Here is an 18,806-nt window from a genome sequence, read left to right as displayed (position 1 = left end):
GGCGTGCGCTTCCGCCACCGGGACGGCTCCCTCGTCCACCTCGCCTACTGCACCAACGTCCACGCCGCGGAGAGTCTGGACGGCGTCACCGACCAGCTCGACCGGTACGCCGCCCGGGTCCGTGACCGCCTGGACGTTCCCGTCCTCGGCGTCGGCCTGTGGCTGGCCCGCGACGCCGCCCGCGAACTCGCCGCCCGCCCCGACCTCACCGCCCGCCTCCGCGACCACCTGCGCCGCCGCGGTCTGGAGACCGTCACCCTCAACGCCTTCCCGTACGAGGGCTTCCACCGCCCCTCCGTCAAGCACGCCGTCTACACGCCCGACTGGAGCGACCCGCGCCGCCTCGCCTACACCGTCGACTGCGCCCGCGTCCTGGCAGGCCTGCTGCCCGACGACGTCACCGAGGGCAGTGTCTCCACCCTGCCGCTGGGCTGGCGCACCGACTGGACCCCGCAGCGCCATGCGACCGCACGCCGCCAACTCACCCTGCTTGCCGCCGAGTTGGCCGAGCTGCGCAGGGAAACCGGCCGCACCGTCCGGGTCGGCCTGGAACCCGAGCCCGGCTGTGCGGTGGAGACCACCGCACAGGCGGCCCGGCTGCTCGCCAAACTGCCCGCGGAACTCGGCGTCTGCCTCGACACCTGCCACCTGGCGGTCCAGTTCGAGGAACCCGCCGCAGCCCTCGCCCGCCTCCACGACGCGCACCTCGACGTCGTCAAGGCACAGATCTCCCGCGCCCTGCACGTGCCCGACCCCGGGGCCCCCGGCCGCGCCGAGCACCTCGCCGGCTACGCCGAGCCCCGCTTCCTGCACCAGACCCGGATGTGCGCCGCCGACGGCACCGTCCACGGCGCCGACGACCTCGCCGACGCCCTGCACGGCCCGCTGCCCCGCACCGGCCCCTGGCGGGTGCACTTCCACACCCCGCTGCACGCCGACCCCGAGCCCCCGCTCCGGGCCACCGGCGACGTGCTCGAAGCCACCCTCCGCGTTCTGCTGGGCGGCCCCCGCGCGCACGTGCGCCACCTGGAGACCGAGACCTACACCTGGGAGGTGCTGCCCGCGGCGGCCCGCCCCCGCGACCGCGACGACCTCGTCGCGGGCATCGCCGCGGAACTCGACTGGACCCGCGACGCCCTGCTGCGCCTCGGCCTCGCCGAGGACACCGCCCCCACCCGACCGGGACCCGTGACCGGCCCCGGTACCGCCCGCCCGGAGGTGACCGTCCCATGAGCCGTCTCGTCGTCCTCGACGTCGTCGGAGTGACCCCCCGCCTGCTGCGCCACATGCCCGCCCTGCGGGCCGTGGCCGAGCACGGCACCGCAGCCGCCCTCGATCCGGTCCTGCCCGCGGTCACGTGCACGGTGCAGTCCACCTTCCTCACCGGCGAACCCCCCTCCGGGCACGGCGCGGTGGGCAACGGCTGGTACTTCCGCGACCTCGGTGAGGTCCTGCTCTGGCGCCAGCACAACGGCCTGGTCCAGGGCGAGAAGCTGTGGGAGGCCGCCCGGCGCGAGCGCCCCGGCCTCACCGTCGCCAACATCTGCTGGTGGTACGCGATGGGCGCGGACGTCGACTGGACCGTCACCCCCCGGCCCGTGTACTACTCCGACGGCAGCAAGGAGCCCGACTGCTACACCTGGCCGCCGTCCCTGCACGACGAACTCACCGCACGCCTCGGCCCGTTCCCGCTGTTCACGTTCTGGGGCCCGAACGCCGGCATCACCTCGACCCGGTGGATACTCGCCGCCGCCCGCCACGTCTTCGACACCCACCGCCCCGACCTGAGCCTGGTCTACGTCCCGCACCTCGACTACGACCTCCAACGCCACGGCCCCGACTCGCCGCAGGCCCGCCGCGAGGCCCGCCGCCTCGACGACGCGCTCGCCCCCTTCCTGCGCCACCTGCGCGAGGAGGGCGCCACCGTGGTCGCGCTGAGCGAGTACGGCATCACCCCGGTGCGGCGGCCCGTCGACGTCAACCGCGCACTGCGCCGTGCGGGCCTGCTCCAGGTGCACACCCAGGCCGGCATGGAGTACCTCGACCCGCGGACCTCCGCGGCGTTCGCCGTCGCCGACCACCAGATCGCCCACGTGTACGTCGCCGACCCCGACGACCTGCCCCGGGCGCGGAAGGTGCTGGAGGAGCTGGACGGGGTGGCGGAGGTGCTCGACGGTCCCGGCAAACAACGGCACGGGCTCGACCACGAACGCGCCGGCGACCTCGTCGTCGTGGCCGAACCGGACGCCTGGTGCACGTACTACTACTGGCTGGACGACGACCGGGCACCCGACTTCGCCCGGCAGGTCGACATCCACTCCAAGCCCGGCTACGACCCCGCGGAACTGCTCTACGACCCGGACGTGCCCGGCGTACGGCTGCGCGCCCTCGGCTCCGTGGCCCGCAAGAAGGCCGGTCTGCGTTACCGGATACGCACCGTGCCCCTGGACCCGTCCGGGGTCCGCGGCAGTCACGGCCGCCCGGTGGACGACCCCGAGGACGGGCCGGTGTTCCTGTGCGACACCCCGGTCACCGGGGCCGCGACCGTGGCCGCCACCGAGGTCAAGGGCCTGCTCCTGGAACTGCTCACACGTGAGAGCGCCTCGCGCGAGGCGGCGCCGGCGGGCGCCACCGGTTGACCGGGACGCCACCGGTCGACCGGGAGACGCGAAGGCCCGGGAGACGCGAAGGCCCGGGACACCCGTAAGGCAGGTGTCCCGGGCCTTGACCGTGACCGGGGAGGCGCGTCAACGGCGCGGGGCGCGCGCGGCGGTGTACTGCCGGCGGAGCAGCCCGTAGATCAGGGTGTCGGTCCACTGGCCGGTGCGGGGGTTGAGGGAGAACTCGGGGCGCAGTCCTTCGCGCCGGAAGCCCACACGTTCCAGCAGCGTCGCCGACGGTGTGTTGCGGGTGTCGCATTCGGCGGAGACGCGGTGCAGGCCACGGTCGAGGAAGAGGTGGTCGAGGAGCGCGGTGACCATTTCGGTGCCGTACCCCCGGCGCTGGTGGGCGGGCGCGAGGGTGAAGCCGACCTCGGCCTGCCGGAGGTTGTCGTCGAGCCATACGGCGAGGTCGCCCACCAGGACCCCCTCGCCCCGGTGCTCGACCGCGTAGTGGAACCAGCCCGGATCGACTGGCCGCTCGGACGCGTACCGCAGCACCTGCTCCGCGGCGTCCTGCTCGCTCAGAGGGGAACGCCAGACCTGGTAGCGGGCCACCACCGGATCGCTGCGGTATGCGCGCAGCGGGGCGGCGTCATGGGGAGCGAAGTGGCGCAGCAGAAGGCGGGGCGTCTCGATCAGCGGGGCGGCCCGGCACGGCTGTGCCCGTACGGAAAGGGCCTGGTCTCCTACGGCAAGGTCCTGGTCTCGTACGGAAAGGTCCTGGTCACGTGTGGCAAGGGCCTCGTCGAGGCCGCCGGGCCCGGTCGGTGCGTTCATTCACCGCACCGTGTTCCCGGGAGTCAGACCGTGACCGGCGGGCACCGAGGCGAGCGCCGTGTCCTCGTGCACGACCCGGTTCTGCTCGTCCACGAACACCACGCGTGCGTCGAGCTTCGCCGCCTCGGCGTCCGGCACCGTCGCGTACGCGATGACGATCACCAGGTCGCCGTTCTGGACCAGCCGGGCCGCGGCGCCGTTCACCCCGATGATGCCGCTGCCCCGGGGGCCCTCGATCACGTACGTCTCCAGGCGGTTGCCGTTGTTGATGTCCACCAGGTGGATCTGCTCGCCGGGGAGCAGATCGGCGGCGTCCATCAGGTCGGCGTCGATGGTGAGGGAACCGACGTAGTTCAGGTCGCACTGCGTGACGGTGGCGCGGTGGATCTTGGACTTGAGCATCGTACGGAACATGAATTCCGCCTCTCGGGCCTGTGGGGATTTGCTTCGGATCATTGCGAAGGGGCACGCACGAGGGGGCGCCGGGGAATTCATGGCGCGGCTTCCCGGGAATGGGCGTGCCGGAAACATCGCCCTCCGGGGAGGGCGTGGCGCCGTCATAGTAGGCATACGAACGGCCGATATGGATACCCCTCCGGGAGACCACTGAATTGTTGCAGGATGGCGAGCCGGGTGTGGCCGTGAGGTTTTCGGCCGACGCCTTCTCGCGCGGATTGCTCCCGCGGTCCACGGCGGCCGGCCGGTTCCCCGGCCGGTCGTAGGGCTGGTCGTACGGCCGGTCCAACGGGTCCTTCGTGCGCGGGAAGCGCGAGATGGTTGGTGTCATATGTCCGCTACGCGCCCCTTGCCTGCATAGCGCCAATTTTCTGGTGCTCATGTTCTGCCGGTGCAGGTTGGTGAGCGGCAGCGGGGCTGGAAAGAGTGCCGACGCCTGTGGAATTCTCCGGGGTGGCACGAGGGGGGAATTCGGTTCCCGCCCTCGCAATCACGCCCCAGGCATTCACCCCCCAGGCATTCGCCCCTTCTTATTTCGTTCGCATTCGTCCGTGAAAACGGAACGGTGCACAGTGGGAAAGGAGATTCACATGACCGTGGAAATCACGTCCTCGGACGCGCAAGTGATGGCCGAGCAGATCGCAGAGGCCTTCAAAGAGGTGCTGGGCGCGGACGAAGCGCCCGACACGCACAGCGGATTCCTGGACATCGGCGGCGACTCGCTCACGGCAGCCCGCGCGGTGTCCCTCATCAGCGGCCGGCTCGGCGTCCGGGTCACCGTGCGCGACCTCTTCCGGGCGCGCACGGCGGCAGGCCTCGCCGACCTGGTCCTCAGGCGCCAGGCCGCCTGACCCGACCCGCAGCAGTGCCGGTCCGCAGGGGCCGTCCCGTGCGGGGACCCCGGCGGAGCGTGAGCACGTGTTCGTACGAGTTGACGAGTTGACGAGAGGTAGAGACATGGTGGCGCAGACGTACCGCGTGGTCGTGAACGGCGAGGAGCAGTACTCGCTCTGGCCGGCCGGCCGCGAACTGCCGGATGGCTGGTTCGACGAGGGGACCTCCGGCTCCAAGGAGGAGTGCCTCGCTCACGTCGAGCAGGTGTGGACGGACATGCGGCCGCTCAGCCTGCGACAGGCTCGGTGAGAAAACGGCCATGACGACGATCGAGGAAACAGCCGGAACGGGGAACACGGCCGCCCAGAAGGGCCGGGACGCGAGGGCGCTCGCGGCCGCGCGGCGCGAGCTGCTGGAGCAGCGTCTGCGCGGTGGTCGGCCGACAGCCGACTCGACCTCGGACGCCTCCATGGCCATACCGAGGCTGCCGGAAGGCCGGAGCGCGCCGCTGGCACCCGTACAGCACAACCTGTGGGTCGCCGACCGTCTGACGTCGGACAACTCCACGTTCAGCGTCCACCGCGTACTGCGGCTGACCGGGCGGCTCGACCGCGACGCAGTCCGGCGGACGCTGGACGCGCTGGTCGAGCGGCACGAGACCCTGAGGATGGCCTTCAGGGACGACAGCCCGCCCAGCCAGCGCCCGCTGCCCGCGCACCCCGCCGCGCTGCGCACCGTCGACCTCGGCCACCTGCCGCCGGCCGCACGGGGCAACGCGGCGGTACGGGTCGCCGAGCAGGAGATCAAGGACCCCTTCGACCTGGAGAACGGTCCCCTCTTCCGGGCGGTGCTCGCGGTGTGCGACGACACCACGCACCTCCTGGTGCTGAACCTGCACCACTGCATCGCCGACGAGTGGTCGTGCGGTGTACTGGCCCGCGAGTTCGGGGCGCTCTACGCCGCGTGCGTACGGGGCACCGCCGACCTCGCCCAGGTGCTGCCCGAGCTGCCCGCCTCGTACACCGACTACGCGGCCTGGCAGTCGGGCCGGCTCTCCGGTGATCTGCTCGACGGGCAACTCGCCTACTGGCGCACCGCGTTGGAAGGGGTCTCGCCGGTCCTGGAGCTGCCGACCGACCACACCCGGCCGCCCGAACCGTCCTTCTGGGGACACGGCGCCCGCCGCCGGCTGTCCCCCGAGGTCAGTGCCGCGCTGCGGGACTTCGCCCGCCGTCACCGCATCACCCTCTTCACCGCCCTGCTGACGGTCTTCGCCGCCCACCTGCACCGCTGGAGCGGCGGCCAGGAACGCTTCTCGGTGCTCACCCCGGTCTCCGGGCGGGTCACCGCCGAGACGGAACCCCTGATCGGGATGCTGGCGAACACGATGCCGCTGACCGTGGACGTCACCGACGGGCCGAGCTTCGCCGCCCTGGCCGAGCGCATGCACACGGTCGTGCTGGGAGCCCTGGAACACCAGGACGTCACCTTCGAGCAGCTGGTCGCCGACTCCGGGCACCCCCGGGACTCCTCCCGCAACCCGCTGTCCCAGGTCATGTACCAGTGCATCGAGCCCCGCGAACACATATGGAACCTGCCGGGACTTGAGGTCGAGCGGGAACGGGTGCGCACCGCCTCCGCGAAGGTCGACCTGTCGCTGGTCGCGGTCAACCTGGAGGAGGGCATCAGGCTCGACCTGGTGGGGGAGAGCACGCTGTTCGAGCCGGCGACGGTGGAGCGGATGCTCGATTCGCTGGTCGAGTTCCTCGGCCGCGCCCTGCACACGCCGGACGCCGCCGTCGGCGAGGTCGACCTGCTGTCCGACGCCGAACGCGAACTCGTCGTGCACGGCTTCCACACCCCCGCCGGCCCCGCCGCCACCGCGCCCGATGGCACCGTGCTGGACCTCTTCGCTGCCGCCGTGGCCGCCACGCCCGAGGCGCCCGCGGTCACCTTCGGCACGACCTCCCTGACCTACCGGGAGCTGGACGAGGCCTCGGACCGCACGGCCGCCCGGCTGCGGGCCGCCGTACCCGGACCCGGCGCGCTCGTCGGCATCCACCTGGCCCGCACCGAGCGGCTCGTCGTCGCGCTGCTGGGCGTGTGGAAGGCGCGCTGCGCCTATCTGCCGCTGCCGTTGGAGCACCCCGCCGAGCGGCTGCGCGCCATGCTGGGCGACGCCGGGGTCGCCCTCGTCGTCGCCGACCGGGGACGCTACGCGCTGGGCGACGCGGTGCCGGTCCTGTACGCGGACGAGGTAGCCGCCGAGGAAGCAGCCGCAGAAGAAGCGGACGCGGGGGAGCGCGTCCCGGCCGCCGCCGCCGGACCGGGGCCTTCCGACCTCGCCTACCTGCTCTACACCTCGGGCTCCACCGGCCGCCCCAAGGGGGTGGCCGTGGAGCACTCGGGGCTGGTCAACTTCCTGTCCGGCACGCGGCAGCGGCTCGACGCCGGCCCGCACGACGTGTGGCTGGGCCTGACCGGTCTGTCGTTCGACATCTCGCTGGTCGAGATGTTCCTGCCGCTGATCTGCGGAGGCCGGGTCGTACTGGCCCCCGAGGACGCCGCACGGGACGGAGCCGTCGCCGCCCGCGTCGCCCGCGACCACGGCGTCACCCATGTGCAGGCGACCCCTTCGGGCTGGCGCATCCTGCTGGCCGCCGACGCACGGCTGCCCCGGCTGGCCGTGGCCATGACGGGCGGCGAGACGCTGCCGCCGTCCCTGGCCGCCGAACTCCGGGACCGGGCCCGGCTGCTGTTCAACTGCTACGGGCCCACCGAGAGCACCGTGTGGGCCACCTACGACGACGTCAGTGACCCGGCCGGCGAGATCACCGTCGGCACCCCCATCGACCACGTCGCCGTGTACGTCCTCGACGGCGCCATGCGGCCGGTGCCCCTCGGCGTGCCGGGCGAGCTGTACGTGGGCGGCGCCGGAGTGGGACGCGGCTACCACGCGCGCCCTGAACTCACCGCCGGGGCCTTCGTTCCCGACCCGTTCGGGCCGCCCGGGGCCCGCCTGTACCGTACGGGCGACCTGGGAGCCCGCCGCGCGGACGGCCGGATACGCTTCCTCGGCCGCAACGACCACCAGGTCAAGGTCCGCGGCCACCGCATCGAACTCGGTGAGATCGAGGCCCGGTTGGCCGAGCACCCCGGCGTGGAGCACGCCGCGGTCGTCGTCCAGCACACCCCCGGCGGAGCCCGGCTCGTCGGCTATGTCGTCGGCGGCCCGTCACACGACGCACTGCGGCGCCACCTGTCGGCAGCCCTCCCGGCGGCCATGGTGCCCGCCGTCTTCGTCACCCTGCAGGACATGCCGCTGTCGTCGAACCGCAAGGTCGACCGCAACCGGCTGCCCGCCCCACAGGTCGCGGCCCCGGCGGAGAGCCTGCCTCCCGCCGACGGGGTCCAGCGGGCCCTGGCGGACGTGTGGTCCCGGCTGCTGGGCGTCCCGACGGTGGGCGCCCAGGACAACTTCTTCGAGCTCGGCGGCGACTCGGTCAGCGCCGTGTTCCTCGTGTCGAAGGCCCGCGAGGCCGGCTACGCCCTCACCGCGCGCCAGGTCTTCGCCCACCAGACCCTCTCCGAACTCGCCGCCGTCGCCACCCCGTTGGACACCGAAGGCGCGAGCCGCACCGTCGGCCCCGACGACTTCCCGCTCGCCGGACTGGACCGGGACGGCCTGGAGCGCGCCTTGTCCGGACTGCCACCCGAGGAGGTGCAGGACATCTACCCCTGCACCCCGCTCCAGGCGGGCATGCTCTTCCACAGCCTCCACGACCCGGACGGCGGCGCCTACTTCACCCAGTACCGCTGGGAGATCGAGGGCGACCTCGACCCGGACCTGCTCGTCGCCGCCTGGCAGCACGTACTGGACCGGCACGACGCGCTTCGCTGCTCCTTCCGCTGGGAGGGCCTGGAGCGCCCGCTGCAGATCGTGCACCGCAGCGCACCGGCCGACTTCACCGTCCTGGACTGGACCGACACCCCCGCCGACAACCCCGCAGAGACCGGGACCGGCACCCCCGCCGACGCGTGCGCGGAGCGGCTGGACGCCCTGCTCGCCGAGGAGCGCGAACGCGGCTTCGACCTGTTCCGCACCCCGCCCCAGCGTTTCCACCTGATCCGCACCGGACCCGCCCGCCACCACCTGGTGTGGCACAGCCACCACATCCTCGCCGACGGCTGGAGCGTGGGCCCCCTCCTCAACGAGGTCTTCGCCACCCTCACCGCACTGCGCAGGGACGGCCGCCCGCCGCAGGACCTGCCCGCGCCGGTCTCGCACCGCACCTACGTGGAGTGGCTGGAGCGCCAGGACCCGCAGACCGCCGAGCGCCACTGGCGCGACACCCTCACCGGCTTCGTCGAACCCACCGCGCTCCCCGTCGTACGCCCGGCCCCCGCCGAAGGACCCGCCGGAGAGGCACGTACCGTCGAACTGGCCCTGGACGACGAGCTGGTGGAGCAACTGACCCTGCTCGCCCGCGGCCGGCGCTGCACACTCGGCACGGTGTTCCAGGGCGCCTGGGCACTGCTGCTGGGACGGTGGAGCCGACAGCGCGACGTCGTGTTCGGCCTCACCGTTTCCGGGCGGTCCGCCGACCTCCCGAAGATCGAGCAGACGGTCGGCCTGCTCTCCAACACCCTTCCCGTACGCGTCGGTTGGGAGGAGAGCGACCGGCTCGGCGACTGGCTCGGACGCCTGGGCGGACAGCTCGGGGCGCTGCGCGACGTCGAGCACAGCGCCCTGGTGGACATCCGCGGCTGGTCCGGCGTGCCGGGCAACCAGCAGCTGTTCGACAGCATCCTCGTCGTGCAGAACCTGGCCGTCGCCGAACGCGCCGACCTCGGCGGACTGGGCGTGCGCATGGGCCCCGTCCACCAGAACAGCGGCTACCCGCTGATGCTGAACATCAAGTTCGCGCCGAAGCAGTCCGCCGTCCAGCTCATCCACGACGACGCCCGGGTCGACACCGGTGACGCCGAGCGCCTGCTGCGCTCGTACCTCCGGCTGCTCACCGCCTTCGTACAGCAGCCGGACGGCCTGCTGACCGAGCTGCCGATGCTGCCGGACACCGACCACGACCTGGCCGTGCGCCGGTGGAACGACACCGCGCGTACCTTCCCCGCCGCCACGACCGTGCCCGCGATGATCGCCGGGCAGTGCGTGCGCACCCCGCACGCGACAGCGGTCGTCCAGGACGGGGACGACCGGTCCTACGCGGAGCTCGACGCCTGCGCGACCCGGATCGCGCGGCGGCTGCGCGCCGCCGGTGTGGAACCGGGCGACCGGGTGGCGCTGCGGGTGGACCGGTCGGCCGCCATGGTCGCCGCGGTGCTCGCGGTGTGGCGGGCCGGCGGCGTCTACGTACCGCTGGACCCCGAGTACCCCGACGAGCGGACCGCCTTCGTCCTCTCCGACTCCGGGGCCCGGGTGCTCCTCACGGACGACGAGCCGTCCCCGGGGGCCGTCCCCGACGGCGTCAGTGTGCTCCGTACCGACGCCCCCGGCACCCCCGTGGAGGCGGACGGCACCCCCGTTTCCGTACGGCCGGACGACCTGGCCTATGTGCTGTACACCTCCGGTTCCACCGGCCGCCCCAAGGGCGTGGAGGTCTCCCACGGCTCGCTCGCCCACCTGGTCGCCGCCATGACCCACACGCTGGACCCGTCGGACACGACCGGCCCCCAGGTGTGGCTGGGACTGACCGCCCTGTCCTTCGACATCTCCACCGTGGAGCTGTTCGTGCCGCTGACCACCGGCGGACGGATCGTCGTGGTGCCCGAGGAGGGGCGCTGGGACGCCGCCGCACAGCGCGACCTCATCCGTGCCCACGGGGTCACCCACGTCCAGGCCACCCCGTCCGGCTGGCGCCTGCTGCTGGCAGCCGGGTTCGGCGCCGAGGACGGCGTCGCCGTCGGACTCGCGGGCGGCGAGGCACTGCCGAAACCCCTGGCGGACGAACTGAGCGCCCGCCTGCCCCGGCTGGTCAACGTCTACGGCCCGACCGAGGCGACCGTCTGGACCACCCACGACCGGGTCACCCCCGGCCAGGACGAGGTCACCATCGGCCTCCCGCTGCCCAACACCACCGCCTACGTCCTCGACGAGGCGATGCGCCCCGTCCCCGTCGGCGTACCGGGCGAGCTGTATCTGGGCGGCACCGGTGTGGCACGCGGCTACCACGCCCGCCCCGGCCTCACCGCACGCAGCTTCGTGCCCGACCCGTTCGGCGCACCCGGCACCCGGCTCTACCGGACCGGCGACCTCGTCGCACGCCGCGCCGACGGCCGCCTGCGCTTCCTCGGCCGCACCGACCACCAGGTCAAGATCCGCGGCCACCGCATCGAACTCGGCGAGATCGAGGAGGCGTTGACCCGCCACCCCGACGTGCGCAGCGCCGCCGTGACCGTCCACCGGGACGACAGCGGCGAGGAGTTCCTCACCGGTTACGTCGCCGGAGCCGGCCCCGGCCCCGACCCGGCCGACGTACGCGCCTTCCTGCGCGCCGAGCTGCCCCGCCCGATGGTGCCCGCCCACCTGGTCGTACTGGAGCGGCTGCCGCTCAATCCGGCCGGCAAGGTCGACCGCAAGGCGCTCCCCGCCCCCGGCACGGCCGCACCCGGCGCCGCACGGCACGTCCCCGCGCGCACCCCGAGGGAACGCACCCTCGCCGGCATCTGGGAGCAGGTCCTGGGCGCCGCCGAAGTCGGCGTGGAGGACGACTTCTTCGCCCTGGGCGGCAACTCCCTCAAGGCGGTCATGGTCTCCGCCAGGTCCCGGGAGGCGGGCCTTCCCGTGACCACCCGGCAGATCTTCGCCCACCCCACCGTCGGCGCGCTCGCCGCCCTCGCGGACCGGGCGCCCACCGCGTCGGGTCCGGCTGCCGAGCCCTTCCAGCTCGCCGGACTCGACCCGCAGGACCTGGACACGTTCCTGGACGCCGTGGGCAGGGAGCGGACCGAGGACGTCCTGCCCCTGTCGCCCCTGCAGACGGGCCTGCTGCTGCACACCCTCGCGGAGACCGGCGACTACGTGCGCAGCTTCGCCGTGGACCTCGAAGGCGACTTCGACAGCGCCGCCTTCGAGGAGGCGTGGGCCCATCTCGTGGAGCGCCACGCGATCCTGCGCTCCACCTTCCACTGGTCGGACCTGCCGCACCCGGTCCAGGCCGTCCGCCGCGCGGCCCCGCCCCGCTTCCGGCACGAGGACCTCTCCCCTCTGAGTGCCGACCTGCGCGCACAGCGGCTCGGCGAGCTCACCGATGAGGCGAAGCGCACCGTCTTCGACCTGGTCGAGGCCCCACCGGCCCGGTTCCTGCTGATCCGCGTCCGGGGCGATCTGCACCGCTTCGTCTGGACCACGCACCACGTCGTCTTCGACGGCTGGAGCCTGCACGCCCTGTTCGCCGAGGCGTTCGACCTCTACCGGGCCCGCCGCGACACCGGCCGGCTCCCCGAGCTGCCCGCCCCGCCCCCGTACCGGGACTACCTGCGCCGGCTCGCCGAACTCGGCACGGGCGACGCCGCCGCCCGGGAGAGGGCCCACTGGCGCGAGACCCTGGACGGCTTCACCCGGCCCACCCCGCTGCCCGGCAGCCGGCCCACCGGCGTGGGCGACGGTGTGTGGAACGCCCGGCAGACCCTCCCGGCCCCCCTCCACGACGCACTGGAACGGACCGCCCGGCGCCACCGCGTGACGCTCGGCACCCTGATCCACACGGCGTGGTCCCTGCTGCTGAGCCGTACCAGCGGGGAGCGGGACGTCGTGTTCGGCACCACCGTCTCGGGCCGCTTCAGCGACGTCGAAGGAGTCGACCGCATGGTCGGCCTGCTGATGAACACGCTGCCCCTGCGCATCACGGTGGACCCCGACCGCCCCCTCGCCGACCTGCTCGGCGACGTCCTGGCACGCGTCACCGACGTGGCCGGACGCGCCCATGTCGCCCTGACCGACGTACAGCGGGCGAGTGAAGTGCCGCGCGGGCGGCAGCTGTTCGACAGCCTGGTCGTCTTCACCGAGACGGACGGCGGCCTTCCGGCCGAGGTCGTGCCGGTGACCGACGACGGGGCCCGCGACACCGGCTACCCGCTGGTTCTGGAGGCCACCCGCACCGACCGGCTCACCCTGGAGGTCGGCTGCCGACAGGCCCTCTACGACCGGGCCACCGCGGAGCGGCTGCTCGCCCAGACGGTGCAGCTGCTGACCGGCCTGACCGAGGACCACGCCAAGGCCGCCGACGTGCCGATGCTGTCGGCCGAGGAGCGCACCCAGGTCGTCCACGGCTGGAACGACACGGTCACCGCCTTCCCGGACGACCGCACCCTGCACTCCCTCATCGAGGCACAGGCCGCCGCCACCCCGGAAGCCCCCGCCGTCCGGATCGGCGCCGACACCCTCACGTACGGCGAGCTCAACGCGCGCGCCAACCAAGTGGCCCACCGGCTGCGCCGCGAAGGCGTCCGTGCGGGAGACCTGGTGGCCCTGTGCACCGAACGCTCCGCGGAACACGTCGTGGGACTCCTCGGCATCCTCAAGTCCGGTGCGGCGTTCGTCCCCGTCGACCCCGAACACCCCGCCCGCCGCCGCGAGTTCGTACTCGCCGACGCCGGCGCCCGCCTGGTGCTCACCCACACCCGGCTGCTGGCGGGCCTGACCCCGGACGAGGACTCCGGCCCCGCCGCCCTCGCCCTGGACGACCCCGCACCCTGGTCCGGCGAACCCACCCACGACCCCGGCCCCACCGCCCTGCCCGCCGACCTCTGCTCGCTCTACTACACCTCCGGCTCCACCGGCCGGCCCAAGGGCGTGGCCTCGCACCACGCGGGCTGGGTCAACCGGATGGCCTGGATGCAGCGCCGGCACGGTCTGCGGGCGGGCGACGCGGTCCTGCACAAGACCACACTCACCTTCGACGACGCGGCCGTGGAAATCCTCTGGCCGCTCATCACCGGAGGCCAGGTCGTCCTGCTGCCGCCGGGCGCGCACCGCGACGCCCACGCCATCGCCGAGAGCGTCCAGCAGCACGACGTGGTGCACGTGCAGTTCGTCCCCAGCGTGCTGGAGGTCTTCCTCGACGTCCTCACCCCGGCGGCGGCCGCCGCCATGACCCGGCTGCGGTCCGTCCTCACCAGCGGCGAGGCCCTGCGCCCCGCTCTGGTACGGCGCTTTCGCGAGCTCTTCGGCGACCGGGTGAGCCTGGACAACACCTGGGGCGCCACCGAGGTCTCCATCGACTCGACCTGCCGCGTGTGCACCGCAGACGACGCCGCCGCCGACACCGGGGCGGTCGCCCTCGGACTGCCGCTCGACAACAACACCGTCCACGTCCTCGACGACGCGATGAACCCCCTTCCCACCGGCGTCACCGGCGAACTCTTCATCGGCGGGCCGACCCTGGCCCGCGGCTACCACCGACGCGCGGCACTGACCGCCGAGCGGTTCCTGCCGGACCCGTTCGGACCACCGGGGTCCCGGCTGTACCGCACCGGCGACCTGGGGCGCCGCCGCGCCGACGGTGTCCTGGAATTCGTCGGCCGCACCGACCACCAGGTCAAGATCGCAGGCGTACGCGTGGAACTCGGCGAGATCGAGGACGTGTTGCGCCGGGCGCCCGGCGTCCGGGACGCGGTCGTCGACGTACGCGTACTGAACGACGTCAAGGTCCTCGTCGGATACACCGTCGGCGCCGCCGACCCCGACCGGACCCGGGCGGCCCTGCGCGCCGAGCTGCCCGACGCCATGGTGCCGAGGTTCCTGGTCGCCGTGGAGCGGGTGCCGCTCAACCCCAACGGCAAGGTGGACCGGGCGGCCCTGCCCGACCCGGACCCCGACGACCGGGAGACGCCGTCCGGCGACCGGGTCGCTCCGCGCACCGCCACGGAACGGGTCCTGGCCGGCATCTGGTCCCGGGTCCTGGGCGTACGGCAGATCGGAGTGCACGACAACTTCCGTGTCCTGGGCGGCGATTCCATCCTGCTGATCCACACGGTCGCCCGCGCACGGGAGGCGGGACTGACCGTCACCCCGCGGATGGTCTTCGCCCACCCCACCGTCGCCGATCTCGCCGCAGCCGCCGACGAGGCCGCCGCGCACGGCCGGCAGACCGTCGTCCACGCCGAACAGGGCCCCGTCACCGGAGAGGTGCCCTTCACCCCCGTCCAGCGCCAGTACGCCGAACTGGGGCCGCGCGACCGCTTCAACCAGACCCAGCTGCTCGACGTCGACCCCGGCATCACGCCCGACACCCTGCGGGCCGCCCTCACCGCCCTGATCGCCCACCACGACGCGCTCCGGCTGCGCTGGACCCGCAGGGCGGGGCAGTGGCACCAATACCTGGCGCCGCACGACGCGGACCACGACACGGACCCGCTCACGGTGGTCGGTGCCGAGGAGGACGCCGACGCCGCGGCGGAGGCCGCGCACGCCGGACTCGACCTGGCCGAAGGGCCGTTGCTGCGGGCCGTCCTGCTGGAACCGTCCGGCCGGCTGCTCCTGGTCGTGCACCACGTGGCCGTCGACACCGTGTCCTGGAACATCCTGGTGGAGGACCTCCACACGCTCTGCTCCGGCGGCACACTGCCCGCCAAGACCACCTCCGTACGGTACTGGGGCGAGCGCCTGCGGACGTACGCGCAGAGCGAGGAGTTCGACGCGGAGGCCGCCTACTGGGCGCTGCCGCGGCCCGACGTGCCGCAGCTCCCCGCGAAGGGGACCGACTCCCCCTCCCTCCAAGGTGGTTCGCGCACCCTGCGGGCCGTCCTGCCGGCGCCCCTCACGGAGGACCTGCTGCGCCGGGCCGCCGCGGCCCGCGAGGTCGAGCCCGAGCACCTCATGCTGGCCGCCCTGGCCCACACCCTCGCCGAGACCACCGGCGGCGACACCTGCGCCATCGACGTCGAACGCCACGGGCGCGAGCCCCTGTGCGACGACGTCGACCTCTCCCGTACGGTCGGCTGGTTCACCAGCGTCCAGCCCCTGCGGCTCACCCGCCCCGCACCCGGCGGCGCGGACGTCTGGGTCGACGTGGTCGCCGAACACACCAGGACCCCCGCCTGGCGGGGCATCGGCCACGGACTCGCCCAGCAGTTCAGGGACACCGGCGACAAGGAGCCAGGGGCGCAGGTCTCCTTCAATTACCACGGCCGCCGCGACCCCGCGGGCGCCACGGACGCCCTCCTGCGCCCGCTGCCCCACACCCTCGGCGAACCCGTCGACCCCGGGCAGCACCGCTCGCACCCGGTGGAGATCGACGCGGCGGTCCTCGACGGCGAACTGCACGTCGAATGGCGCTACGACGCCGACCGGTTCGACGCCACCGCCGTACGGGACCTGGCCGACCGGCACCTGCGGCACCTCACAGGACTGGTGGAGGACGCCGCCGCGCCGCGACAGCGCTCCGAGGCGTTCGTACGCCGGCTGTTCGCCGGAACTCCCGCACCCCTGCTGCCGATGCTGCGCCACAAGGTGCCCGGGGTGAGCATCGCGGTGATCGCCGACGGCGACCTGCGGGGGGCCTGGGGCTTCGGCACCCTCGGCGCCGACGACCCCACCGCGGTCGACGACCGCACGCTCTTCCAGGTCGGGTCCATCAGCAAGCACGTCACGGCCCTGGCTGTGATGCGCCTGGTCCAGGACGGGCGCCTGGACCTCGACACGGACATCAACCGGCTGCTGACCACCTGGCGGCTGCCCGGCGACGGCGTCACCCTGCGCCACCTGCTCACCCACACCGCCGGCCTTGGGGCACAGTCCTACGACGGCTACCGCGCGGACGGGCCGCTGCCCACGCTCCGCCAGGTGCTCGACGGCCATGCCCCGGCGCTGACACCCCCGGTGCGGCCCGAGGCTCCGCCGGGCGCGCCGTTCGCGTACTCCAGTGCCAACTACACCGTGCTCCAACAGGTACTGGAAGACGTCACCGGCCAGGACTTCGCCCCGCTCATGCGGGCGCTGGTGCTGGACCCGCTGGGCATGCGGGACAGCGACTTCACGCCGTGCGTCCCGCGCCTCACCGGCACGACGGTCGCCCGCAACCACGACACGGCGGGCGCAGCCCACCCGGAGGGCTGGCACCTGTACGCGGAGTCCGCGGCCGGCGGACTGTGGTCCACCCCGCGGGACCTGGCCCGGGTGGCGATCGAGATCCAGCGGGCCGTGACCGGCGGGCCCGCCGCGTTCCTCGGCGCCGACGCCGCCGCCGAAATGCTGCGCCCCCACCCCGGCACCCCGGGCGGTCTCGGCGTGGTCGGCAAGCCCTACGGCGACCGCCGCTGGTTCGGCCACACCGGGGGAGTCCCCGGTTTCCGCTCGCTGACCTGGTCGGACCCCGACCGCGGTCTCGGACTGGTCGTCACGGCCAACTCCGACGCCGGTGAGGACTTCCTGCGCGAGCTGCTGCACGACCTCGGAGTCGGACTGGAGGACGCACGATGGTGACGATCGACACCGCCTTCCGCCACTGGGCGGTCATGACCCCGGACGCCGTCGCGCTGCGCGCGCCCGGCACCCGCCTCACCTACGCCGGCCTGGACGCCGCCGCCGACCGGCTGGCCGCCCGGCTGCGACGGCTCGGCGTACGGCACCAGGAACTCGTCGGCGTGGCCGCCGTCGCGTCGCCCGGCTTCGTGGTGTCCGCGCTGGCGGTGCTGCGGGCGGGAGCCGCCTACGTACCGCTGGACCTGTCCTATCCCGAGGACCGGCTGGCCCACATGCGGCAGGACAGCGGGGTCCGGGTCGTGGTCGCCTCCGGCGGCGCACAGCTGCCCGAAGCCCTCGCCGGCTGCCGGGTCCTCGACCCCGAGGAGGAGCGCCCGGACGAGGACGACAGCGACTCCGTGGCCGCTCCGGCGGTACCGCCCGCCCCCACCGACCTGGCGTACGCGATGTACACCTCAGGATCGACCGGGCGGCCCAAGGCGGTGCTGGTCGAGCAGCGCAACGTCACCGCCTTCGCCCGGCAGCAGGACATCGCTCCGCTCGGGCCCGGCCGCACCATGCTCCAGAGCAGTTCCTTCTCCTTCGACGCGTCGGTGCTGGAGATCTGGGGCGTGCTGCTGCGGGGGGCCTGCCTGGCCTTCCCGCCCGATGACCTGCTGGGCGCCGCAGAACTGGCCGAGGTCCTCAAAGCCGAGGGCGTAACCGACCTGTGGCTGTCGGCCGGCCTCTTCCACCAGGTCGTCGAGGAGGACCCCACCGCCCTCGCGCCGCTGCACACGGTGGTCACGGGCGGGGACGTCGTCTCTCCCGTACAGGTGCGCCGCGCCCTGACCGCCAACCCGGGGCTGACCGTGGCACACATCTACGGGCCGACCGAGTCCACCGTGGCCGTCTGCCGCCAACTGCTCACCGACCCCGGCGCACTGGAGTCCCCGCTGCCGCTGGGCACCCCGCTGCCCGGCGCCCGGCTGCACGTCATGGACGAGGAGGGCCGCCCGCTGCCGGCGGGGGAGACGGGCGAGCTGTGGATCGTGGGAGACACCGTCTCCCGCGGCTACCACAACCGCCCCGGTCTGACCGCCGAACGCTACGTCACCGAACCCGGCACGCGGGAGCGTGCCTACCGCAGCGGCGACCTGGGCCGCAAACGCCCCGACGGCACCGTCGAATTCGCCGGCCGCGCCGACCAGCAGGTCAAGATACGCGGCTTCCGCGTCGAACCCGGCGAGATCGAGGCGGCGCTGGGCGAGGCCCCCGGTGTACGCAAGTGCCTGGTGACCGCGCGCGTCGCACCGCCGGGCGACAAGCGCATCGTCGCCTATGTCGTGCCCCGGCCAGGCACCCCGCTGCGCGCCGCCGACCTGCACCGCTTCCTCGCCGGGCGGCTGCCGCGCCACATGCTGCCCGCCGAGTACACGGCGCTCGACGCCCTGCCGCTGGACGCCAACGGCAAGGAGGACCGGCGGCGGCTGCCCGAACCGGGCTGGGGGCGCGGAACGCTCGCCGTGCTCGCCCCCGCCAACCCCTCCTCCCCTTCCCCCTCCCCTTCCCCCGCCACCCCCTCCTCCTCCCCTTCCCCTTCCCCTTCCTCCGCCACCCTCGCCACGCCTTCCGCCCCGCCCGAGAGGATCTGA

8 protein-coding genes are annotated in these 18,806 nt (G+C 73.4%); 6 read left to right on the top strand and 2 right to left on the bottom strand.

Annotation, left to right across the window (positions count from 1 at the left end; genetic code table 11):
• Positions 1 to 3: 3 nt before the first annotated feature.
• Together eboE and AB0D18_RS27090 are read left to right on the top strand one after the other, a co-directional pair.
• Positions 4 to 1,233 carry a metabolite traffic protein EboE gene (gene eboE / locus AB0D18_RS27095; RefSeq protein ID WP_362423748.1) on the top strand — a complete coding sequence of 410 codons (1,230 nt, stop codon included), beginning with the start codon at positions 4 to 6 and terminating at the stop codon, positions 1,231 to 1,233.
• Positions 1,230 to 2,639 carry a nucleotide pyrophosphatase/phosphodiesterase family protein gene (locus tag AB0D18_RS27090; protein WP_362423745.1) on the top strand — a complete coding sequence of 470 codons (1,410 nt, stop codon included), beginning with the start codon at positions 1,230 to 1,232 and terminating at the stop codon, positions 2,637 to 2,639. Before eboE ends, AB0D18_RS27090 begins: the two co-directional genes overlap by 4 nt.
• Before the next feature lie 108 nt (positions 2,640 to 2,747).
• Here the strand turns inward: AB0D18_RS27090 and AB0D18_RS27085 are convergent, their stop codons facing one another.
• Positions 2,748 to 3,440, bottom strand: coding sequence for a GNAT family protein (locus tag AB0D18_RS27085; protein ID WP_362423742.1), 693 nt, complete (start codon positions 3,438 to 3,440; stop codon positions 2,748 to 2,750).
• A complete protein-coding gene (panD, locus tag AB0D18_RS27080; RefSeq protein ID WP_362423739.1) occupies positions 3,441 to 3,854 on the bottom strand; it encodes an aspartate 1-decarboxylase in 414 nt (137 codons plus the stop codon). It abuts the gene before it with no gap.
• 632 nt (positions 3,855 to 4,486) lie between these two features.
• Here panD and AB0D18_RS27075 point away from each other — a divergent pair.
• The 4 genes from AB0D18_RS27075 to AB0D18_RS27060 all read left to right on the top strand — a co-directional run bounded on the left by AB0D18_RS27075 (position 4,487) and on the right by AB0D18_RS27060 (position 18,806).
• Entirely contained in the window at positions 4,487 to 4,747 is a 261-nt protein-coding gene (locus AB0D18_RS27075; protein ID WP_362423736.1) for an acyl carrier protein, read from the top strand.
• 106 nt (positions 4,748 to 4,853) lie between these two features.
• On the top strand, positions 4,854 to 5,039 hold the full coding sequence (locus AB0D18_RS27070; protein WP_362423733.1) for an MbtH family NRPS accessory protein: 186 nt from the start codon (positions 4,854 to 4,856) through the stop codon (positions 5,037 to 5,039).
• 10 nt (positions 5,040 to 5,049) lie between these two features.
• On the top strand, positions 5,050 to 17,172 hold the full coding sequence (locus tag AB0D18_RS27065) for an amino acid adenylation domain-containing protein (protein WP_362423730.1): 12,123 nt from the start codon (positions 5,050 to 5,052) through the stop codon (positions 17,170 to 17,172).
• Positions 17,166 to 18,806, top strand: coding sequence for an amino acid adenylation domain-containing protein (locus AB0D18_RS27060; RefSeq protein ID WP_362423727.1), 1,641 nt, complete (start codon positions 17,166 to 17,168; stop codon positions 18,804 to 18,806). Before AB0D18_RS27065 ends, AB0D18_RS27060 begins: the two co-directional genes overlap by 7 nt.

It is taken from the genome of Streptomyces sp. NPDC048442 (genome assembly GCF_040651475.1).
Lineage (GTDB): Bacteria > Actinomycetota > Actinomycetes > Streptomycetales > Streptomycetaceae > Streptomyces.
This window is presented reverse-complemented; position numbering and strand designations above follow the sequence as displayed.